Source organism: Mycobacterium genavense ATCC 51234 (assembly GCF_000526915.1).
In the GTDB taxonomy this organism is placed as follows: Bacteria; Actinomycetota; Actinomycetes; order Mycobacteriales; family Mycobacteriaceae; genus Mycobacterium; species Mycobacterium genavense.
This window is the reverse complement of record NZ_JAGZ01000001.1, coordinates 98,058-117,630: the sequence shown is the minus strand read 5'-3', so window position 1 is coordinate 117,630 and position 19,573 is coordinate 98,058. Positions and strand designations below refer to the sequence as shown.

General features: G+C 65.0%; 21 protein-coding genes and 7 pseudogenes. 15 read left to right on the top strand and 13 right to left on the bottom strand.

Translation table 11 applies throughout. The features are described from left to right. Positions 1 to 106: 106 nt before the first annotated feature. Positions 107 to 466 carry a DUF732 domain-containing protein gene (locus tag T428_RS0100520; RefSeq protein WP_025734952.1) on the top strand — a complete coding sequence of 120 codons (360 nt, stop codon included), beginning with the start codon at positions 107 to 109 and terminating at the stop codon, positions 464 to 466. A 25-nt stretch (positions 467 to 491) separates the two neighbouring features. Here T428_RS0100520 and T428_RS0100515 read toward each other — a convergent pair whose 3' ends face one another. From T428_RS0100515 to T428_RS0100505, 3 genes are all read right to left on the bottom strand, one after another. Further along, positions 492 to 1,568 carry a cytochrome P450 gene (locus T428_RS0100515; protein WP_025734951.1) on the bottom strand — a complete coding sequence of 359 codons (1,077 nt, stop codon included), beginning with the start codon at positions 1,566 to 1,568 and terminating at the stop codon, positions 492 to 494. A gap of 139 nt (positions 1,569 to 1,707) precedes the next feature. After that, complete coding sequence (locus T428_RS0100510; RefSeq protein ID WP_025734950.1) at positions 1,708 to 2,433, bottom strand: DUF2510 domain-containing protein; 726 nt, start codon at positions 2,431 to 2,433, stop codon at positions 1,708 to 1,710. Between the two features lie 170 nt (positions 2,434 to 2,603). Next, positions 2,604 to 3,269 carry a glycosyltransferase gene (locus T428_RS0100505; protein WP_025734949.1) on the bottom strand — a complete coding sequence of 222 codons (666 nt, stop codon included), beginning with the start codon at positions 3,267 to 3,269 and terminating at the stop codon, positions 2,604 to 2,606. A 566-nt stretch (positions 3,270 to 3,835) separates the two neighbouring features. On the opposite strand from T428_RS0100505, the gene T428_RS35210 reads away from it, so the two are divergent. After that, complete coding sequence (locus T428_RS35210) at positions 3,836 to 5,005, top strand: PPE family protein (RefSeq protein WP_025734948.1); 1,170 nt, start codon at positions 3,836 to 3,838, stop codon at positions 5,003 to 5,005. A 59-nt stretch (positions 5,006 to 5,064) separates the two neighbouring features. Here the strand turns inward: T428_RS35210 and T428_RS0100495 are convergent, their stop codons facing one another. The 4 genes from T428_RS0100495 to T428_RS30840 form a co-directional block, all read right to left on the bottom strand. Continuing rightward, positions 5,065 to 5,724, bottom strand: a complete 660-nt coding sequence (locus T428_RS0100495) for a CAP domain-containing protein (protein ID WP_051465083.1) — start codon at positions 5,722 to 5,724, stop codon at positions 5,065 to 5,067. A 64-nt stretch (positions 5,725 to 5,788) separates the two neighbouring features. Next, a complete protein-coding gene (locus tag T428_RS24635) occupies positions 5,789 to 6,412 on the bottom strand; it encodes a hypothetical protein (protein ID WP_025734946.1) in 624 nt (207 codons plus the stop codon). Positions 6,413 to 6,429: 17 nt separating this feature from the next. Next, positions 6,430 to 7,059 carry a hypothetical protein gene (locus T428_RS0100485; protein WP_025734945.1) on the bottom strand — a complete coding sequence of 210 codons (630 nt, stop codon included), beginning with the start codon at positions 7,057 to 7,059 and terminating at the stop codon, positions 6,430 to 6,432. Between the two features lie 158 nt (positions 7,060 to 7,217). Further along, entirely contained in the window at positions 7,218 to 8,333 is a 1,116-nt protein-coding gene (locus T428_RS30840) for an LLM class flavin-dependent oxidoreductase (RefSeq protein ID WP_025734944.1), read from the bottom strand. 277 nt (positions 8,334 to 8,610) lie between these two features. Here T428_RS30840 and T428_RS0100475 point away from each other — a divergent pair, with 277 nt between their 5' ends. The 6 genes and pseudogenes from T428_RS0100475 (at position 8,611) to T428_RS0100450 (ending at position 11,153) form a co-directional block, all read left to right on the top strand. Further along, positions 8,611 to 9,153 (top strand): AMP-binding protein, encoded by a 543-nt coding sequence (locus tag T428_RS0100475; protein WP_025734943.1) that lies wholly within the window; start codon positions 8,611 to 8,613, stop codon positions 9,151 to 9,153. Beyond that, positions 9,126 to 9,419 carry an acyl-CoA dehydrogenase family protein gene (locus T428_RS0100470; protein WP_169733601.1) on the top strand — a complete coding sequence of 98 codons (294 nt, stop codon included), beginning with the start codon at positions 9,126 to 9,128 and terminating at the stop codon, positions 9,417 to 9,419. The genes T428_RS0100475 and T428_RS0100470 overlap by 28 nt, the downstream gene beginning before the upstream one ends. After that, positions 9,416 to 9,628 carry a hypothetical protein gene (locus tag T428_RS30835; protein WP_025734941.1) on the top strand — a complete coding sequence of 71 codons (213 nt, stop codon included), beginning with the start codon at positions 9,416 to 9,418 and terminating at the stop codon, positions 9,626 to 9,628. The genes T428_RS0100470 and T428_RS30835 overlap by 4 nt, the downstream gene beginning before the upstream one ends. Before the next feature lie 108 nt (positions 9,629 to 9,736). Further along, a pseudogene (locus T428_RS35885) lies at positions 9,737 to 10,072 on the top strand (acyl-CoA dehydrogenase family protein); the annotation flags it as partial. Between the two features lie 215 nt (positions 10,073 to 10,287). Next, positions 10,288 to 10,629, top strand: a complete 342-nt coding sequence (locus T428_RS33820; protein WP_025734939.1) for an acyl-CoA dehydrogenase family protein — start codon at positions 10,288 to 10,290, stop codon at positions 10,627 to 10,629. Between the two features lie 113 nt (positions 10,630 to 10,742). Next, the gene (locus tag T428_RS0100450) at positions 10,743 to 11,153 is read left to right on the top strand and encodes a DUF732 domain-containing protein (RefSeq protein WP_084298571.1); all 411 of its coding nucleotides are present in this window, start codon (positions 10,743 to 10,745) and stop codon (positions 11,151 to 11,153) included. A 64-nt stretch (positions 11,154 to 11,217) separates the two neighbouring features. On the opposite strand, the pseudogene T428_RS31505 reads toward T428_RS0100450, so the two are convergent. Further along, positions 11,218 to 11,587, bottom strand: a pseudogene (locus T428_RS31505) (BlaI/MecI/CopY family transcriptional regulator); the annotation flags it as partial. Between the two features lie 297 nt (positions 11,588 to 11,884). Between T428_RS31505 and nicT the strand changes: the two are divergent. Further along, positions 11,885 to 12,943 (top strand): Nickel transporter NicT, encoded by a 1,059-nt coding sequence (gene nicT / locus T428_RS0100440; protein WP_051465110.1) that lies wholly within the window; start codon positions 11,885 to 11,887, stop codon positions 12,941 to 12,943. Positions 12,944 to 13,111: 168 nt separating this feature from the next. Next, positions 13,112 to 13,312, top strand: a pseudogene (locus T428_RS31500) (glyceraldehyde 3-phosphate dehydrogenase NAD-binding domain-containing protein); the annotation flags it as partial. A 10-nt stretch (positions 13,313 to 13,322) separates the two neighbouring features. On the opposite strand, the pseudogene T428_RS0100430 reads toward T428_RS31500, so the two are convergent. Together T428_RS0100430 and T428_RS24620 are read right to left on the bottom strand one after the other, a co-directional pair. Continuing rightward, positions 13,323 to 13,499, bottom strand: a pseudogene (locus T428_RS0100430) (ATPase); the annotation flags it as partial. Then, positions 13,496 to 14,147 (bottom strand): annotated as a pseudogene (locus tag T428_RS24620) (response regulator). The pseudogenes T428_RS0100430 and T428_RS24620, both read right to left, overlap by 4 nt. A gap of 174 nt (positions 14,148 to 14,321) precedes the next feature. Here T428_RS24620 and rpe point away from each other — a divergent pair. From rpe to T428_RS33380, 5 genes are read left to right on the top strand one after another with little or no spacing between them, the layout of a single operon-like run. Beyond that, positions 14,322 to 15,008, top strand: a complete 687-nt coding sequence (gene rpe / locus T428_RS0100420; protein ID WP_025734934.1) for a ribulose-phosphate 3-epimerase — start codon at positions 14,322 to 14,324, stop codon at positions 15,006 to 15,008. After that, on the top strand, positions 15,005 to 16,333 hold the full coding sequence (locus tag T428_RS24615; protein ID WP_245604668.1) for a transketolase family protein: 1,329 nt from the start codon (positions 15,005 to 15,007) through the stop codon (positions 16,331 to 16,333). The genes rpe and T428_RS24615 overlap by 4 nt, the downstream gene beginning before the upstream one ends. Continuing rightward, positions 16,321 to 16,644, top strand: a complete 324-nt coding sequence (locus tag T428_RS33815) for a hypothetical protein (RefSeq protein WP_342666136.1) — start codon at positions 16,321 to 16,323, stop codon at positions 16,642 to 16,644. Before T428_RS24615 ends, T428_RS33815 begins: the two co-directional genes overlap by 13 nt. 35 nt (positions 16,645 to 16,679) lie before the next feature. Then, a complete protein-coding gene (locus T428_RS33385) occupies positions 16,680 to 16,910 on the top strand; it encodes a transketolase-like TK C-terminal-containing protein (RefSeq protein WP_211243869.1) in 231 nt (76 codons plus the stop codon). Beyond that, on the top strand, positions 16,907 to 17,071 hold the full coding sequence (locus T428_RS33380; protein ID WP_211243868.1) for a hypothetical protein: 165 nt from the start codon (positions 16,907 to 16,909) through the stop codon (positions 17,069 to 17,071). Before T428_RS33385 ends, T428_RS33380 begins: the two co-directional genes overlap by 4 nt. Before the next feature lie 45 nt (positions 17,072 to 17,116). Here the strand turns inward: T428_RS33380 and hypE are convergent. The 3 genes and pseudogenes from hypE to T428_RS24600 all read right to left on the bottom strand — a co-directional run bounded on the left by hypE (position 17,117) and on the right by T428_RS24600 (position 19,563). Then, positions 17,117 to 18,204 (bottom strand): annotated as a pseudogene (hypE, locus tag T428_RS24610) (hydrogenase expression/formation protein HypE). Beyond that, positions 18,188 to 19,291 (bottom strand): annotated as a pseudogene (hypD, locus tag T428_RS24605) (hydrogenase formation protein HypD). Before hypD ends, hypE begins: the two co-directional pseudogenes overlap by 17 nt. After that, on the bottom strand, positions 19,288 to 19,563 hold the full coding sequence (locus T428_RS24600; protein ID WP_036466956.1) for a HypC/HybG/HupF family hydrogenase formation chaperone: 276 nt from the start codon (positions 19,561 to 19,563) through the stop codon (positions 19,288 to 19,290). Before T428_RS24600 ends, hypD begins: the two are co-directional and overlap by 4 nt. Positions 19,564 to 19,573: the final 10 nt, after the last annotated feature.

Here is a 19,573-nt window from a genome sequence, read left to right as displayed (position 1 = left end):
CCAGTTACTATTTTCATCATTGCAGGCGCTGGTTGCCTCCATTGTTACCGCTTCGTGTCGATCAAATTAGACGCCGAGCCGTAACACCGACGAAGCGAGAATTACCGTGCGCACCCACCTCACGCTTGCCGGCGCTCTGGTTGGCGCCTCGGCGCTGCTCGCCGTCATGTGCGCCGGCACCGCCGGCGCCGACGCGCAGGAGGACCAGTTTGTGGCGTTGCTGGCCCAGTTACAGATCCCCGTCATCGACAATGTGCCCGGACTCGTCTACCGCGCCCACGAGATCTGCGGCGAACTCGACCACGGTGCCTCGTTCCAGTCGGCGGTCGACGAAGAGACGAACACGACGTATTCGGGCAGTCCGCACTTGCGTCTGGTTCCCGATCGGGTTACCCGCACGGCGGTCAAGTTCGTCACCGCCTCGGTGACCGTCTACTGCCCAAGCCATCAAGGCCTGATTCCGTAGCTTTTGTGTTGCGCACCAACAGAATTCACCACCGCAGCGGCACGCAGGTCGGAACCCACCCGTCGAAAACCGAGCCCGTCAAGGGGCCGAAGGGCTTGGGTTGCCACGCCTTGGGGACATCGCCGCCTTTGAAGTCGAACCAGAAGAACGAGACCTCGGCTAGCCACACCTCGAAGAAGGCGAACAGCAGCTCGCGGGCCAAATGCGACGCCGGGCACCGATGTGGTCCTCCCCCAAAGCTCCAATGCCGATGCGGACCATTCAGTTTCATGTCGTGGCCCGACATGGCGTCGGCCTCGTCGCGGTGCACCATGCCGACACACAACTCGACCGGGGACCCGGCCGGGAGGGTGGTTCCGCCGACCGTCACGTCGCGGGTGGTGCGCCGTGAAGCGGTCTTTGCGCCGCCATCCAAGCGCAGCAGCTCTTCGATGAAATCCCCTAGCCAGCCTGGGTTTTCGCGTAGCTCCTGCTGCAGCATCGGCCTGCGTGCCAACAGCGCCAGTCCGGCCTTGATGGGGTATGACGCGAACACGAAGCCGCGGACCACGGACCCCATCAGTCCCATGACCTCTTCGTTGCTGAGCGGTTCGTCGGCGAGGCGGCTGATCACGTCCGGTCCGCCGACCGGGGCCCGACGGATCATCCCGACCAACTCCGGGGTGACCGCGTCGATCGGCACGTAGGGCGGCAGGCCGCACACCGGCCCGGATGCGGTGAAACAGAGAATGTCGGCCACACGCGCACCGTCGCAGCGATCCAGTTTCGCTACGGCGCCGATACCTTCTTGGATGAGTCCGCGGATGGACTGCAACATCTCCCGCGAGCTGCCCGGGTTGAACAGCTCGACCAAGACAGAGTGGTACGGACCGAAATGCGGGTTGCCGGGCATCATTTCGCCCTGACGGCTGGCGAAAAGTTCGCCGTCACGGAGCCCGGCGAGCACATCGTCGCGGTGCCACAGCGTGTACACGCCGTTGGGCCCGAGCAGCGCTCGTTGACCGGCTCGCTCGGCGGCTGCGTGCCACTCCCGAAAAGCCGCCGCCGCATCCTCGTCGGACCGCATGACTTCCCGCACGGTCACGCCGCCGGACCCGGTCACCGCGCACCACCGACTTTCCCGATCGGCGGCCGACGCGAAGCTCGCACCAACCGCACCACCTGCAACTTCCCCGCCACTCTATCCGCAGGATCGGCCGCCCGGTACGCCGTCAAGCTCTACTGCACTGGGTAATGCTCGGCTAGGGTTCGAAGGCCGGAAGAATGGATCCCGAATCGCGAATCTCCCAGATGCTTTTCTTGCTCACGCCGTCGAAATTGATCTTGTTCAACGTTTCTCGCGAATACGTGAGGTCGATGGCGACTTGCGTCGAGGTGTTACCGTACGGGTCGGTCATCGGGAACGTGCCCTGAACGTTGACCGCGGCGGCGTCGGGGTAGGTCGCTCGTGCGTACCTGAGAATGTCGATGGTGTCGTGCCGCGCACCGTCTTTGATCATCGTCTCGGTGTAGTTGTCTCGGATGGCAAATCGGGCGTTGATTACTTCACCGTTCGGTCCCGGAACCGACGCGAAGCTCACTCCGTCGGGCTTCTTGGGGCCGGTCGTCGTGGGCGGCGCAATCGGTGCCGACGGTCCGGTCGCGATCGCACTGCTCGGTGCGGATTGCTTGTCTTCTGTCTTGTCGACAATCCAGCTTCTGCCCACGACGATGACGAGGACGAGCGCGGTGAGTGCCGCCAGGGCCAGGGCGGTCGCGTTTCCGCGAACATCGTTCTTCGGCCGCTCTAGCTGCGGCCGCCCCGGCTTCGGCCGGTCGGTGGAGTCCGCCCGCTCGGCAGAAAACGCCCACTCGCTGGTCCAACTGCTGCCGTCGAAGTACCGCTGCAAGCCGTGACCGACCCCCGCGGGGTCCGGGTACCATCCCGGCGCCGATTTCGGCGGCGGGGGCGGATGTTCAGATAGCATCCCTGCACCTTCGTCGAGCCGGTGCCTTTCGGGCTACGCGCCACGGTAGCCCCTCACTACGATGCATGACGTCGAACGACGCTGGCAACCTCGCGGTGAACGGCACCTGAGGTTCAACGTCTGAGCCGAGTCAAGATTCCGTCGACAGCGAATTTGGTTCCGAGCGGCACTCAGCAACCCGCGCCGCGGCTGACCGTCATCTCCGTCAAATGCCCACACCGCATCCCCGTATCCAGCCAAACCGTGAATCCCTGCCGCGTCGCCTCATGACAGGAATAGATGTCCTGACCCGGCACCTGCGCCGTCGGAGACCACATCGGCACTTCCCGGTCCCACCGCTCGATCACCCGTCGCCGGATCGCGGTGAACCCCATCGCCACCACGTCCACTTCGACCAGCCGGCGATCACCCGATTCCAACCATCCCCGCAACGCATCCGGCGTCACATTCCGGTAGATCGGCTCCGCCCGCGTGTTGCTCAGGGTGTAGGCATTCACATAGTGCGGCTCATGCATGAAATTCATCGAGCCGACGATGTCGACATCCTCGTCGTAGCCGATGATCCGCAGAAACGCGTCCGAGGGCGGGATGATGTCGTCCTCGAACACCACCAGCCAATCCCAGTCACCGAACGCCGACATCGCCGTGTTGGTAATGCCGTCCATTGCGCTCGGCAGCGGCACACCCTCGGTAGATACCACCCCCACACACGGGCTTTTGTCCATCAACATCCAGTTGTAAAACCACGCCACCGAGACGTGTCGGTACATCGGCATCCCGACCACGATCTTCGGGCCAGAATTGGCGCACTGCAGCGGCACCACGATGCGCTTCACGAAACGGCCTGACTCATAATTCCGGCACCCTACCCGGACCGGACGGTCGGGCGAATGAATGAGAAATGACGAAAGTTACAACCCTGCAAACGATCTCCGTGGCCCTGGCACGAGTGTGCAACTGCCGCCGAGCAAATAGTCACGCCCACCCGTCGAGGACAAGAGCTGGGTCGCTGTCGCTCACGACGACGTCGGGGCAATCGGCCGCATCGCCGAAGTTGCGGCGACCCGACCGTCGACGGTGACCCGCGGGCGCGATTGCTGCCGGGCGTCGAGTCGACGCTCCTACGTAAATTCGGCGTTGCTCAAATCCATTCTCCCGCTTTGGATTCATGATTTCTTTCGGCTCCTGCCGTTTCCCTTTCTTTCACCGCGGGCCCGTACACCTATTCACCCGTTGTCGAACTTGCCGCGGGCGCCCGGCGAAAAACTCAGCGGCAGCACCATTTTCATGCAAATGCACCGTGGACCGTAAGCGTGCGGTCGCTCGGCGTTTACGCGTGCGGCGTTAGATCCTCCTGTCCTGCTGAGGAATGGGCGAGTTTGACTGGGAAATGAGTAATGCCATGGATTTTGGTTTGCTGCCGCCGGAAATCAATTCCATTCGGATGTATACGGGACCGGGCGCGGCGCCGATGCTGACGGCGGCGGCGAGCTGGGACGCAGTGGCCGCGGAGCTGGAGTCGACCGCCGGCAGCTACTCGTCGGTCATCTCGTGGCTGACCGACGCGATGTGGTGGGGCCCGTCTTCGACGAGCATGTCGGCGGCGGTGATGCCCTACATCGGGTGGCTGCGCCTGGGCGCCAAGGCTGCCGAGCAAACCGCGACACAGGCCTACGCGGCGGTGGCAGCCTATGAAGCCGCATTTTCGATGACGGTGCCCCCGCCGGTGATCGCGCAGAACCGGGCGTTGCTGATGGCGTTGATTGCCACCAACTTCTTCGGGCAGAACGGCCCGGCGATCGCGGCGACCGAGGCCCACTACGCCGAGATGTGGGCCCAAGACGCGGCCGCCATGTACGGCTACGCGGGGTCCTCGGAGTCCGCGAGCACGCTGGCCCCGTTCAGCGAGCCACAGCAGTCCACGAACCCGGATGGGCAGAATCAGCAGGCCCGCGCGGTGACCCAAGCCACCGGCAATGCCACCAGCGCTCGCAGTCAATCGCTAGCACAGCTCGGCTCGCAGTCTGGCTCCCAGCATCTCGGCTCGACCGCCGCGGATCAGCTGGTCCCGACCGCCGGTAGCGACCCCATCCTCGGCCAGGGCACCAGCGTCATCAGCACCGGGGCAGAAAGCGCCGCGACGATCCACCCTGCCTCCGGTTCGACTGTCATCGTCACCGTGCAAAGCGGCACCGCCAGCGTCACCCTCCCCAACACCAGCTCTGCGATGCTCCTCACCGCGACCAGTGGTCCGTTCACCATCCCCCAGGGCAGCACTGTCTTTGTCGGCGAGGACACCACCGTGTCCGTGAACGTCGTGACCGGCACCGCGAACGTTCTCGGGGACGGCGAGGTTGCGATCACCACACTGACCACTCCCCTCACCTCCACCCCGGGCACCGCCGCGCCCGCGGTAGCCGCGAGCAGCACACCGGGACTGGCCGGCACCGCGGGAATCCAACCCCAGCTCAATGTCGACGCGATGTTGCGGACCGCGGTGTGCACGCCGGCCCGCGGGGAGTTGTTGGAGGCCAGTGCCGTGGCCACGCCGGCGGCCGCGTTGGCCGGATGACCGAGTAGCGGGTAGTGGATCGGGCGGTCAACTGCGGTGCGGCCGATGCCGCTGACCCATCACTTCGGCGGGTAGGCCGGCGGCGGGTACTGGCCTCGCAGGATCCACGCAAACCAGTCGAGGCCGTACTCAAGCTCGTCCGACGCGTCGTAGTCGAGGTTGGGATCGAGTGGCACATTGTTGGAGCGATCGCCGAGCGAGGGCGACCGGGAATCGGGCCGGGAGGGCGGCGGATTTTGTGGCTGCCCATAGACAGCGACCACGACCGTACGGTCCGGGCTGTTTTCAGACCACACCCCGATTTGGCTGTTGGCGCAATTGGACATGACGGCGCGGTCGGCGGGATCGTTGTACCACCGGTTAATCAATTCGATGCCGCTGATTGCCATCGCGGGGTTCATTGCCACGGTTTCTTGTACGTGTCCGTTGTATCCGGCCGCGTTGGCACGATCTTGTGGCGACGACCCATCCGAACCGATATCGCCGTCGAGGGCACGGTTGTTGAGCACATCGCGGGCGTGCCACTCGGCGGCCAGCTGCAGCTGTGGGCTGATCCGGACATCGTTGGTGCAGCCGGCTTGTTGTTGCACGGTGTACACATTGGCGACTACGCCGTCGTTAAGCCGCTTGTTGGCGGCGTGTGCTGTCGAAGCCAGCGCGACCGCTGCGGTCGTCAGCAGTACCGATGGCCCCACCAAACCTACCGGCAGCACCGCCATTTTCGTCCTTGGCCTGGTCATGTTATCTCCCAACAGGATTGGAATAGCACCCACTCGCTGCTGATCATTTGGGATCGAATCCCGAGATGAGCCACTTGCCACCGGTTTTGGTGAGTGATACCTCGACCACCGAAGTTGTGTTCGTCGGTGCGTCGGTACCGACCGTGATCGTTTGATCGACGAAAACGAGCACGGCAGCTGAACTTTCGGTCGCCCACTCCGACGCGGCGGCCGGCACGGTCGCGGTGGTAGCGATCTGCTTCTGCTTGGCCCCGGGGATGACGACCTTCTTGACCAGGTCTTCGTACGAGTTACGGAAGGGCCCGGTCAACAGATTGGCGGCAGCCGTCAGTTTGGCGTCCGCGGTGTCGGGCGTATAGGACAGCATCGCGACGGTCGCTTTGTTGGCGGCCTGGACCGATGCGAAGCGAGCGTCATCGACCGCGCGGATGGTTGCATCCTGGTATTTCATCCAGGCTGCTCCCACGCCGGCGAGCATCGCGAGCACGGGCAGCACAACGGACACCAGGGCGCGCATTATGCGCCGTCGACGCCCAGGCTGCTCGGCGGCGCTGTCCGGTTCCGGGTGATCGTCGCCGGCGGGGCTGAGTAGATCGGCTTCGGCCTCCGCACCATCGCTTGGCCCGCCGCCGGGTGCGAGCGCCTCGGCTTCGCCGTCGTTCGTCATTGCTAGCTTGGGCGTGGTCATTCGACGAACTCCACCCGCGAGACCTTCACATCCCCGGCGACTTGCTGCAACGAAATTCGCATGCGCCAGTTGTGTGGCTCGGCGCTGGGATGCCCATCGGTTGTGGTCTTGACGCCGACCGCGACCAGCACCTGCGCGTCGTTGCCGGTCGCCGATTCCACGCCTGCCGCGATGATCGTCCCGACGGATTTCGACTTCGCCTGCTTGACCGCTTCGGCAAAGGGGCCGGATCGATCCGCGAAATCGTCGTGGAACCGGCCGGTCGCCGCATCCACGATTCGTTGCACGTCGGAATCGGCGTGCTGCCAGTCGATCGTCGTGAGGTTCAATGCTTCCTGCCGAGCGATTTGCAGAAACTGATCGCGTTGATGGACAACTTGATGTGCGTGGTGAACGCGCAGCGCCATCCAGCCGGCGATCGAACCCATTGCGAGAAATACGGCCACCATGATCGCGATGCCTGACCGGACAGGTGTCAGCAGCCGCGTGGGTCGCGAATCATCCTGGCCTTCACCACCTTCGACCGGCAGTGTCGTCACCACGACGGAATCGGCCTGAACGTCATCGGCGTCGGCGATCCCCGCGGAGGGTGGCTCTGTGCCATACGGGCGCCGCAGGATCTCCACCCATCTCGATAAGCCCACGTTCTGAACCTCCTCACCTGCTCTGCTCGAAGCACCGGTCTCGGTGCGCCTGCAGCGGCATCACTCCTTCTCGGCGCGGGCCCCCCGCCCCCACTTGCGCGGCGGCGGGGACGCCCTCCTGTCTTGACACGGCAAACGCGTTACGCGGAAACGGAATCTGTCGCGCTCACCCTCGGCATGACCTCGGTGCCGAACAGCTCGATCGAACGCATGACCTTGTCGTGAGGTATGCCGCCAATCGCGTGGCTGGTAATGATCTGATCGAGGTCGAGGGCCGCGAACGAATTGACGGTGTTCAGGCACTCGTCCGGAGTGCCGACACTGATCACACCCAGGTCGATCAGGGCGTCGATCATGTTGCCGTACTTGGCTACGAGCCGCTCAATGTCGGCGGCGTCCTCCGGTAACATCTTCGCGTAGATCTCGTAGCCGCGTTTGCCCGATACGGTAGAGAAGAGCTGGAACACGTTGGCGCTGTACCACTCGACCGCGGGTCCGCCCACCGCGCGTGCCTCCTCGCGTGATTCGGCGCAGTGAGTCAGCACATACGCCGCGACTTGATCGTTGATCTCTTCCGGCGGCTTCGGGCATTGCTTGATCGCATCGCGATAGACCTCGATCAGCGGCGCGAGTTTCTCGGCGTGACCGATGATGAACGCGAGGACGCCAAGACCGTTGCGACCCGCGATCTCAAAGCTTTCCGGGCTGCTCGCCGCCATCCACATGGGCGGGCCGGAACGTTGCACCGGTTTCGGCCAGATCTCGCGCGACGGCAGCTTCATGAAGGTGCCGTCGACACCCGGGTATGGCTCGTCTCGCCACATCTTCGGGATTTCCCGCAGCGCCTCCAACCACATTCCGCGGCCGTCGGCAGGATCGATTCCGTACGCCTCCAGTTCGCTTGTGGTAGCGGCGCGTCCGGTTCCGAACTCGACACGGCCTTTGGACAGGATGTCCAGCGCGGCGATCCGTTCCGCGACGTGGTAAGGCGGGTTGAAGTTGAGCGGCAACAGAACGACGCCGTGACCGATACGGATCCGCTCGGTGTGCTGAGCGAGCGCCGCAAGCCACACCTCTGGCGACGAGCCGTGCGAGTACTCGGTCAGGAAATGGTGTTCGACATGCCAGGCATAGTCGAAGCCAACACTTTCCGCGAGCTTGGCTTGTTCGATCGCATCCCAGTAGTGGTTGTACTCAGCCTTGTCCGGCCACGGCCGCGGCCCGAGTTGCATCTCCCACAAAATCCCGTATTTCATCTGTTGCTGACTCTCCTTCTGTGCTTGGTGACAACAAGAGCACCACGAGTCGGGCTGGGGGTCATGCGTAATGGTTACGCTACGTAGCCGTGGTCGAATCCACGCTCGATCCGTCCCGGCGCTGAGCCGAGCCGCACAGCGTAGTCGATACGCTTCGCCCGGCGAACTCCCCGGAGTTAACTGTTACGGGTGAGCACCAAGCGCAGAAAATGCACCTGGCCCGGCGGGCAAGGGAATCGCGAATGCATGTGACCGATCACCTGAGAACAGCAGCCCGTTGCTGGCCCACGAGATGCGCGTTCGGCGGGACAGTGGCGACATCACTTTTTCGGCCGCGTTCACCAATGTCAACAAGATAGCCCGAGCGCTGGCCGACGACGGGTTCACCGCGGGAACTCCGTTCTCTCTGATCAGCCGGAACGATTCGCGAACCATAGTCGCGATGCTCGCCGGCCTGCGGGCCGGCGGCGCGTGGTGCAACGTCAATCTGGGCGACCCGATCGAGGTCACCGCCGAGGTGCTGCGCCGCGGCGGCTGCCAGACGTTGTTCTTCCACTCCTCGGTCGCCGACAAAGCCGCGTTCCTGGCCGATCACGTGCCGAGTTTGACCCGCATATTGTGCGTCGACTCGGCCGATACCGAGCACCCCTCGGTCGACCAATGGGCACAAGGCTATTCGGCGGAGCCGTTGGAATTACCCATCCCCGGAGACACATTGGGTTGCCAGGGGTTCACCGGCGGAACCACCGGTGAACCGAAAATTCGGCCTACCACAGCCTGGTGGAGATGCGGATGGCGATCGACGCGCATCGTCTATTGACCTACCGGGCGGCGTCGAGTTCGGTGGACGGTCGATTTCCCAACGCGAAGGATTCGACGTTCGCCAAGCTGTCAGGCTGCACCATGCTGCCGACGGTGACACACGAGGCGATGGTCCTGTGTGGTGGTGACGGGACAACGCTGGACTATGCCGCGCAGCGGCTGCACCGCGATGCCATGGCGGCGTTGGTGGCTGGAGGATCGCCGCCCGTGCTGAAAAATGTTCTCGCCACCCAGATTTTCCCAGAGCACCGGTTTCGCCAGTGACACCGACAATCGATCACGACGCCTTCGCGCGAAGGTGCCGCGAATTCCTCGATGCTCACGCCGACGGGTTCGGCGTGGCCGCCGAGGAACCTCTGGAACGGCCGGACACCATACCGATCTTCGACAGTCCAGAGCGCTCGGTCGAAGAGCAACAACTCAAACGAGCACGCACCTGGCAGCGCGCCTTGTTCGACGAAGGGCTGGCGTGAATCACCGGTCCCCGTGAGTACGGCGGCGCCGAACTTGACCAGCGCAGTCAAGAGATTTTCGACGAGACCTGCAAGCTCTACCGGCTACCCAAGCTCAACACGCTGTTCGTGACACTGCACATCATTCTTCCCGGACTGCTGGCCGCGGCATCCGAAGAGCTCAAGCGAAAGTTGGTGCCCGCGATCTTGCGCGGTGACATCATCGCCTGTCAACTGTTCTCCGAACCGGGCGCGGGCTCCGACCTATCGGCGGTGTCCACCCGTGCGGTACGTGACGGCGGCGAATGGGTCGTCGCCGGCCAGAAAGTGTGGACGACGGGAGGCCATTACAGCGACATCGGCTTGCTCCTGGCTCGTACCGGGGACGATGCGGTCCCCCATCGCCGACTCACGATGTTCGTCGCCGATATGCATGACCCTGCGATCGAGGTTCGCCCGCTGCGCGAGATGAGCGGTGGCGCACACTTCAACGAAGTGTTCATCGACGCACTGCGCATACCCGACAGCCATCGGGTCGGAGACGTCAACAAGGGCTGGGGTGTGGCCATTGCGACCCTCGGTGGCGAACGCAAAGCAGTCGGAAACAGTTCGGAAGACCCGAATTGGGTTGTCGTAGAGCGTCTTGTCGACCTCGCCGCCGTGGCGGCCAAAAAGGGCAATTGCCGGCCGCGATCCTTGACGCGGTCCTCGACTGCTACGTTCTGGGCGCAACCATCGAACACACCGCCGCGAACCTGCTGGCAGCCGAACGCCGAGGTAATTCCGCCGGACCCGAGATGTCCGTCCTCAAACTGCTGCGCAATCGTCTGCTGCGAAACTGCATCAATACCGCCGGCCACATCCTCGGGATGAACATGTTGGCCGACACCGGCGAATGGGGCACGTTCGCCTGGGGACGTGCCTCGACCCTCGCGCCCGGTCTGAGGATCGGCGGGGGCACCGATGAGATCCAACGCAACGTGATCGGCGAGCGCTTGCTGGGCCTGCCGCGAGACCGCTGAGCAGGGAACGAGGATGGTGGCGCAGGCGAAGAATCGTTGCGAATTCGGCCGACGGGACCGGGGCCTTCCGGCCACTCGCATGCTCTAATTGGTTTTTTTAGCAAGGGAATTCCATGAATCCGTCCACATCTACGCATCGGCACAGCCCGCGGCGCAATCAGCCGGCGAAGCTATTGGTCGCTACTTTTGTGGCGGTGTGCGGTCTGGTTGCAGCCACACCACAACTAGCGCCGCGGGCGGGCGCCGCACCGGCACCCGAGGTGGAATATGTCTACGACGTGGCAGTGCGGCGACACTACAACTTCCCGAACAACGATGCGATCGGTTATGGCCATGGAATCTGCGACAAAGTCACACAAGGCGAGAGCTACGCCCAAGTAATGGGCGACGTGAAGCGCGACGTGACCCCCAACGACGAATTCGCCGCCAACTACCTGGTGTCCTACGCCGTCAATCTGCTGTGCCCTGCCCAAATCTGGCAGCTGCGCAACTCTGCGGCCAACTATCAGCCACCGGCTGGTTAGTGGCTGCATCCCCCCGGCGGTGAAAGGCTTTGCTCCCCGATCCCGGGTAGCGAAGGTCGGTGCCGGTCGGCAACTCCGCAAGTGCCTGCTGAAGCAGCCGCGCGTTGTCCGCTCCGACGCTGCCGACGAAGTGCGCCAAGGCGGCGCGGCGACCGGCCGAGTCGGCGATCTCGTCCAACGCACCGAGCATCAAGTCGGCGACAAACTCGTCGAGGCCGTGGGCCGCCGCATAGCGGTAGGCACGATGGTTGCGGTATTGGACGACAAGTCCTTTGTCCGCAAGGCGACGCAGTAGTCATCACCGTGGTGTAGGCGAGGTTGCGTCTGGTGCAGATCGCGCGGTGCACGTTCCGTACGGTCTGCGGTTCCGATCCACGCCACAACTGCTCCATCACGCAACGCTCGAGCGGACCCACCAGCCTTCGGTAAGGCATGACCACACTCCTGCTCCGGATCGGTTCCGGTCTCGAGGCGATAACCCTATTGACGACGCCGATCGCGCAACGTCACCCATGTGGTGGACGCTTGGGGGGACTGGCCCGCCGCCGTCGATGAACTAAACGCTTGATCATCCGACCGCAAAACCACCGCGGCGAACCTGCAAACCGCTTGCAAAAAAGCGAATCTTGCCGCTAGCTTTCCTACCAGATGGATGCAAGCCGCCCCCGAGGAGTCGCTTTGTGGTTGGTGGTGTCGACCAAAAAAGCCTTTCCCGGCGCGTTGCGCCGCGGATCGCGCTGACCCGGCCGCAGCGGCGACGCCTGACGGCCATGCTGGCGGTGATCGTTGCGCTGCATCTCATCGGCTGGGCCACCCTGTTCTTGATCATTGAGCCAGCGCGATTAAGCGTGGACGGCAAGGCTTTTGGCATTGGGTTGGGCGTAACGGCCTACACCCTGGGGCTTCGGCACGCGTTCGACGCCGACCACATCGCCGCCATCGACAACATCACCCGCAAGCTGATGAGCGACGGGCAACGCCCGCTGGCCGTCGGTTTCTTTTTCTCGCTCGGCCACTCCACGGTGGTGTTCGGGTTGGCGGTACTCCTGGCCATCGGCGTCACGGCGATCGTCGGACCCGTCGAGGACGACGCCTCGACCCTGCACCACTACAGCGGGCTGATCGGCACCGGCGTCTCGGGGGTCTTTCTCTACCTGATCGCGATCGTCAACCTGGTCGTCCTGGCGGCAATCGTGCGGGTGTTCCTCCGGTTGCGCCGCGGCGAGTACAACGAGGCGCAGTTGGAACGGCACCTGAGCAATCGCGGCCTGATGAGCCGCGCGCTCGGCCGCGTCACCCGATCGATCACCCGGTCTTGGCACACCTACCCGATCGGATTGTTGTTCGGCCTGGGTTTTGACACCGCCACCGAGATCGCCCTGCTGGTGCTGGCCGGCACCAGCGCCGCGGCCGGGCTGCCCTGGTACGCGATCCTGTGTCTGCCGGTGTTGTTCACCGCCGGCATGTGTCTGCTGGACACCATCGACGGCTCGTTCATGAACTTCGCCTACGGCTGGGCGCTGTCCAATCCCGTGCGCAAGACCTACTACAACATCACCATCACCGCGCTCTCGGTCGCGGTGGCGCTGCTGATCGGCAGCGTGGAGCTGCTGGAGCTGTTCGCCGGACAACTGGGATGGCAAGGCCCGTTCTGGAATTGGCTGGGCGGCCTGGATCTCAACACCCTCGGCTTCGCCGTCGTCGCCCTGTTCGTCTTCACCTGGGCGGTCGCGCTGCTGGTCTGGCGTTACGGCCGCATCGAAGAGAAATGGACACCCGCCGAAAGCTGAGCTCCATCCCGCTCGACGACCGCAATCCGTTCCGGCAGTTACGCTTTCGGATCCCCCATTCGGGGTGCCCGCCGACCCATGCCGCCCCTAACGTATCCCCAACGCTCGGCGGCGCCGGGCACTGCAACCCCAATCTGATGCGGGACCGGCGGCAGAAAGAGACAACGCGTGAGTGTTCGGGTAGGCATTAACGGCTTCGGTCGGATCGGACGTAATTTCTATCGTGCGTTGTTGGCCCAGCAGGAGCAGGGCGGCGCGGACATCGAGGTGGTGGCGGTCAACGACATCACCGACAACCACACGCTGGCGCACTTGCTGAAATTCGACTCCATCCTGGGCAGGCTGCCCCACGATGTCAAGATGCGCGGCGCCGAACGCCGGAATCGTCGAGCACGTGCACGAAGCACACATCGGAGGCGGTGGCCGCGGTGATCAGCCGGGCGACCGCCGCGGCCACCGGCTCGACCGCCGGGCCGCTGCCCGTGGCGGCCACGATGTCGAGCAGCAGCGCCACCTCGCGGTCCGCGTCCACCAGGCCCCGGACCGATCCGGTCACTGGTAGATGCCTTCCCGCAGTGCCACCGCCACCGCCGCGGTGCGATCGCCGACACCCAGCTTTCGGTAGATCGAACGCAGGTGGCTCTTGACCGTCTCGTCGCCGATGACAAGTTTGCTGGCGATGCCGCGGTTGGACAGGCCGGCGACCACTAACGACAGGATCTCGCTCTCCCGCTGGCGCAGGCCCTGGCGGGCGCCCGGCCAGAATTCGTCGCGCTGCAGTCGGGCCGCCGTGTCGGCGGCGCGGGCGGCCAGGCCGGCGTCGATGGCGGTCGAACCGCCGTGGACATACTCCAGCTGGCGCACCAACTCGTCGCTGCTGATGCCCTTGAGCAGATAGCCGGACGCTCCTACCCGCAGCGCCTGGAACAGATACTGCTCGTCCTCGTAGACCGATAGCAGGATCACCTTGCTGGCAGGGGTGCGCTCCCGAATGTCGCGGCACAAGTCCAACCCGCTGGCGCCCTGCATCCTGACGTCGCACAGCACTGATGTCGGGTTGCAGGCTCGCGATCACCTGGAGCGCGTTGTCGGCGCCGACGGCCTCCCCGACGACCCGCACCCGGCTTTTGAAAGCGGCAAGCATTGCCTTGAGCCCCTCGATGACCATTTCGTGGTCGTCGACCAATACCACCCGAACGGGCATCGTAATCGGCGCTGCGGTAATCGGCATCATTCGAACACGATAAGGGCGAAAACCAATACCGTCATCCGTTTTTCAGCCCGGCCCGTCACCCCCCGGATTTCCCCGCGTTGGGGGATCCGAAATTTGGCCCCGTCGTCCTAATGTGTCCGCAACGACTTGGGAGGGAGGAGCCGCATGACGACCCCAGTTTTGGTGGCGTCGGTGCTGCCGGCCGACTTCGCCGAACTCGGCCGCGACGTCACGGCCATCGAGCAGGCGACGGTCGATCGCATTCAGTGGGATGTCATGGACGGCCGGTTCGTCCCGAATCTGACCTTCGGACCCGACGTGATCGCCGCCTGCCGCGGTCTGGTCACGATGGGCTTCGAGGCGCACCTGATGGTCGAGGATCCGGACCCGATGCTGCAGCGGTGGGTTGACGCCGGCTGCGAGATCGTAATAGTGCATGCCGAGGCGTGCCGACACCTGCACCGCACCCTGTCGAGGATTCACGAACTCGGTGCCCGCGCCGGTGTGGCACTCAATCCGACCACTGCACTGGACGAGGTCGTCAACGTGCTCGACATCACCGACCTGCTCCTGATCATGACGGTCAACCCCGGATTCGGTGGTCAGGAGTATCTGGCCAGTATGGAGCCCAAGATCGCGGCCGCCCGCGCCGAAATCGACAGGCGCGGACTGGATATCGAACTCGAAGTGGACGGTGGCATCGGACCGCACACCATCGCCGGTGCCGCGCCGGCCGGAGCCGACGTGTTCTGCGCCGGTTCGGCGTTGTTCGCCGGACCGAACATGACCGACCGCGCGAACGCATTACGCGCGGCCGTCCGTCAGACCAACGGAAGGCTGGTACCACGGTGAGCACGGCACCAAAAGCGACCCTCGTACCCGAGGCAGCCGAAACGCCGCATCGCACAGACGATTTGGACAAGCTTGCGATCAACACGCTGCGGTTTTTGGCAGCCGACGGGGTGCAGGCCGCCAACAGCGGACACCCCGGGCTGCCGTTGGGCGCCAGTGCCATCGCCTGGACGTTGTGGTCACGTCACCAGCGTCACGATCCCGCCGACCCACGCTGGCCGGACCGCGATCGCTTTGTGCTGTCGGCCGGCCACGGGTCGATGTTGCTGTATGGCCTGCTGCACATCTTCGGTTACGACCTCCCGATCGGCGAGCTGCGACGGTTCCGTCAGCTCGGATCGCGGACGCCCGGACATCCCGAGCACCGTCACACCCCCGGCGTCGAAACCACTACGGGCCCATTGGGACAGGGCCTTGCCAACGCGGTCGGGATGGCACTTGCCGAGCGCATGTTGGCCGCACGATGCAATACCGGCGAGCACACCGTCGTCGGCCACTACACCTGGGTCCTGGCCGGGGACGGCGACCTGATGGAGGGCATCAGCCACGAGGCCGCGTCGCTGGCCGGCCGGCTGCGGCTGGGCAAGTTGGTCGTGGTCTTCGACGACAACGACATCACCATCGACGGGCCGGCATCGCAGAGTTGCGCCGACGACGTCGAGGCGCGGTTCGCCGCGTACGGCTGGCGAGTGCTCAGCGTGGCCGACGGCATCGACGTGCCCGCCCTCGACCACGCCTTCACCGAGGCGGTCTACGGCGACGGACGACCGACGTTCATCCGGGTGAGCACCACCATCGGCTTCGGGGCGTCCGGTATCGAAGGCACGTCGAAAGCCCATGGCAGCCCGCTGGGTTCGGCGGTGCTCGCCGCCATGCGTGCCCGTCTGGACTGGCCCGACGAGCACTTCCACGTCCCGCTCGCGGTCCGCGCCGGCGCCGCCGCCGCGGCCGCCCGCGGTGCCGCCGCCGCGGCCGCCCGCGGTGCCGCCGCCCATGCGCTCTGGGCCCAGACGCATGCCGCGTGGCAGGTTGACAATCCGCGCCTGGCAGCGAGCTTCCCGCTCGACACGGTGCCGGCACCCGATGACCTGTCGGTGCTGACATCACTGGCCGACGGCCTGGCGTCGGGGGGAAAGTCCGCCACTCGCAAGGCATCCGGCGCGGCGCTGGCAGCGTTGGCAGCGGTGTATCCGGGGCTGGTCGGCGGATCTGCCGACCTGGCGCGTCGACCAACACCGCGATTCCCGGCGGCGACGTCACGCCGGACGACTGTGCCGGCCGGACAATCCATTTCGGCATCCGCGAACACGCGATGGCCGCGGTGATGAACGGTATCGCCCTGCACGGCGGGTTACGTCCGTTCGGCAGCACCTTCCTGGTCTTCGCCGACTACCTGCGCCCCGCACTACGACTGTCGGCACTGATGAAATTGCCGGTGGTGTATGTCTTTACGCATGACTCGATCCATGTCGGTGAGGACGGTCCCACGCACCAGCCGGTCGAACAACTGGAGTCGCTGCGGCTGATTCCGGGCCTGACCGTGCTGCGTCCGGGCGATGCCGCCGAAACCGCGTTGGCCTGGCAACTGGCCGCGGAGAACACCGAAGGCCCAACGGCTTTGGTGCTCAGCCGGTAGGACCTGCCGGTTCTGGGGGTGCCGGGCTGGACGACGTGCACCACTACGGCATGCGGGTGGTCCGGCCGGTCGCCGACATCGCCCATGTGATGCTGGCGGCCAGCGGCTCGAAGGTTGCCTTGGCCCTCGAGGCCGCCGATCTGTTGAGCGAGCGCGGCATCTCGACGATCGTGATCTCGGTGATGTGGCGCGAACGCATCCCGGCCGCGCTGCAGGCCGACGGAACCGCCCTGCCCGATCTGCCGTGTGGATCGAAGCCGGCGTGACTATTGGCTGGCGAGCACTGGCCAGACCAGGCGACACGGTAATCGGCATCGAACGCTTCGGCGAAAGCGGCCCCGGGCCCGAGGTGGCAGCGCACCTAGGCCTGACCGCGAAGGTCGTCTTCGACGCCGCGCTGCGCAGCATTGCCGCGCGATCCGATTGACACATCGCAACGGGCAAGCGGCGCGGGCCGCTGGTGGGGCGGTTCCTAGCAGATGCGCGGAAGTTGTTCGCCCAGTTGGCGTTCGATGACCTGTGTGGTGCCGAAGGGGGTCCTGCCCACGACCATCCCGGGGTGCTCGTCAACCACTAGGTCGATGATCGCCGCGTTCGCGCCCTCGGGGCGGCCCCGGACCGCGGCCAGCACCGCTTCGCTGTGGCCCGGATCGACGAACGCCACCATCTTGCCCTCGTTGGCCACCTGCAGGGGTCCAGCCCGAGGAACGAGCAGGCCGACGAGACCGTCTCGGGAACCGGGATTTTCGCCTGATCGAGTTCGATACCGACCGACGCCGCGCGGGTGATTTCGACGACCGCGGCGACCAGACCGCCGCGGGTGGAATCGCGCAGGGCGTGCACGTGGTTGCCGGCGGCGTCGAGCATGGCCGCGACCAGCAGGTGCAGCGCGGCGCTGTCGGTGGCGACAACGGTGCCGAAATCGATCCCCTCCCGCACGCTCATGATGGCGACGCCGTGCTCACCGAGGTTTCCCGACAGGATGATGTGGTCACCGGCGCGGACTCGCTCCGGCCCGACGTGGATACCGGCCGGCACGACCCCGATTCCCGCGGTATTGACAAAGAGCTGGTCGGCACCACCGCGCGCGACCACCTTGGCGTCACCGGTGACGATGCCGACGCCGGCGTTGGCGGCCGTCTTGCCCATCGTCTGGGCGACCGCGCCGAGCACATCCAGCTCGAGTCCCTCCTCCAAGATGAACCCGGCGGTCAATGCGACCGGTTGTGCTCCGCTGCAAGCCAAGTCGTTGATCGTCCCGTTGACCGCCAGGTCGCCGATGTTCCCGCCCGGAAAGAACAGGGGTTGCACCACATAGGAATCGGTAGTCAGCGCGACCCGCCCGCCCGCTCCGCCCATTTTCAGGTCCAGTAGCGCCGAATCGCGGGCGGGACCCGCTGCGCCACCGAACGCCGGCAGGAACAGGTTTTCGATGAGTTCCTCGGAAAGCACGCCTCCGCCACCGTGGCCCAGCACGATGCGCTTCGTCTCGCGCAGCGGCAGCGGGCACACCCAGTCGGCCGGGTCGATGGCGACCCGAGACTCAGGGCTGAGCGGCAGTCTCCAAACGCCGGAATTGGTAGTAGGCGGCGCAGGCGCCCTCGCTGGACACCATGGTGGCGCCCAGCGGCGTGCGCGGCGTGCAGGATTTCCCGAACGCCGGGCACTCGTTTGGTTTCAGCAGACCCTGCAGCACTTCCCCACTGTGGCATTCCGTCGATTCGGACACCCGCAACTGTCCGACCCCGAACTTCAATTCGGCGTCGAACTGCGCGTAGCGCGGCGACAGCGTCCATCCCGACTTCGGGATCATGCCGATGCCCCGCCACTGCCAATCGGTCGGCACGAATACGTCCGCGAGGGTCTGCTGCGCGACGGCGTCGCCCGCGGCGGTCACCGCCCGAGGATAGGCGTTGCGCAGCTGCGGTGTGCCCGCCTCCAGCAGATCGACGGCTTGCCGGACGCCCTCGAGCAGGTCTAGTGGTTCGAAGCCGGTGACCACGATCGGAACCCCGAATTGCTCGACCAGCGGCCCGTATTCACCGATGCCCATCACCGTGCAGACGTGCCCGGCGGCCAGAAACGCGTCGACCCGGTTGGTCGGCGAGCTCAGGATCGCCGTGATGGCCGGCGGCACCAGCACATGCGACACCAGCATCGAAAAATTCGTGAGCCCGAGCCGCTGCGCGTGCACCACCGCCATCGCGTTGGCCGGCGCAGTGGTCTCGAAGCCCACCCCGAAGAACACCACCTGCTTGTCGGGGTTGTCGGCGGCGACCCGCGTAGCGTTTAACGGCGAGTAGACGATCCGGACGTCGCCGCCCCGGGCACGCACACTGAACAGATCTTGGCTGCTGCCCGGCACCCGGAGCATGTCGCCGAAAAAACAGAAGATCACGTCGTCGCGCGCCGCGATCTCTAGCGCCCGGTCGATCGTTTCGAGCGGTGTCACACAGACCGGGCAACCCGGGCCGTGAATGAATTCGACCGCGCCGTCCAGCAATTGGTCGATCCCGTTACGGATGATCGAATGCGTCTGCCCGCCACAGACTTCCATGATGGTCCAGGTCTTGGTAACGCGTCACTTGATGTCGCTGACCAACGCGTGGGCGGCGACCGGATCGCGAAACTCGTCCAGATACTTCATGCCGGTTCCCTCCTGCCCTGGCCCTCGTCGCCGGACAATTCTTCATCCAGCACGCCGAGCTCGTCGAACATCTGCAATGTTTCCCGTGCCGACGCCTCGTCCAGCCGGGTGATCGCGAAACCGGCATGCACGATGGTGTATTCGCCGAGCTGCAGGTCCGGTAGATATGCCAGGCACACGGTCTTGGTGGTGCCGCCGAAGTCGACGGTGCACATCCGTGTCCCCGCCTCATCCCAGGTGTCGAGGACCTTGCCGGGGATTCCGAGACACATGCGCTATGCC

What these genes read in the sequence shown, in the direction of transcription:
- T428_RS0100470 (WP_169733601.1), top strand. Translation starts at nt 9,126, where the DNA reads ATGGCGATCGACGCGCATCGTCTATTGACCTACCGGGCGGCGTCGAGT.
- T428_RS0100495 (WP_051465083.1), bottom strand. Translation starts at nt 5,724, where the DNA reads ATGGCGGTGCTGCCGGTAGGTTTGGTGGGGCCATCGGTACTGCTGACG.
- T428_RS35210 (WP_025734948.1), top strand. Translation starts at nt 3,836, where the DNA reads ATGGATTTTGGTTTGCTGCCGCCGGAAATCAATTCCATTCGGATGTAT.
- T428_RS33815 (WP_342666136.1), top strand. Translation starts at nt 16,321, where the DNA reads ATGGCCGCGGTGATGAACGGTATCGCCCTGCACGGCGGGTTACGTCCG.
- T428_RS30840 (WP_025734944.1), bottom strand. Translation starts at nt 8,333, where the DNA reads ATGAAATACGGGATTTTGTGGGAGATGCAACTCGGGCCGCGGCCGTGG.
- T428_RS24600 (WP_036466956.1), bottom strand. Translation starts at nt 19,563, where the DNA reads ATGTGTCTCGGAATCCCCGGCAAGGTCCTCGACACCTGGGATGAGGCG.
- rpe (WP_025734934.1), top strand. Translation starts at nt 14,322, where the DNA reads ATGACGACCCCAGTTTTGGTGGCGTCGGTGCTGCCGGCCGACTTCGCC.
- T428_RS24635 (WP_025734946.1), bottom strand. Translation starts at nt 6,412, where the DNA reads ATGACGAACGACGGCGAAGCCGAGGCGCTCGCACCCGGCGGCGGGCCA.
- T428_RS0100450 (WP_084298571.1), top strand. Translation starts at nt 10,743, where the DNA reads ATGAATCCGTCCACATCTACGCATCGGCACAGCCCGCGGCGCAATCAG.
- T428_RS0100510 (WP_025734950.1), bottom strand. Translation starts at nt 2,433, where the DNA reads ATGCTATCTGAACATCCGCCCCCGCCGCCGAAATCGGCGCCGGGATGG.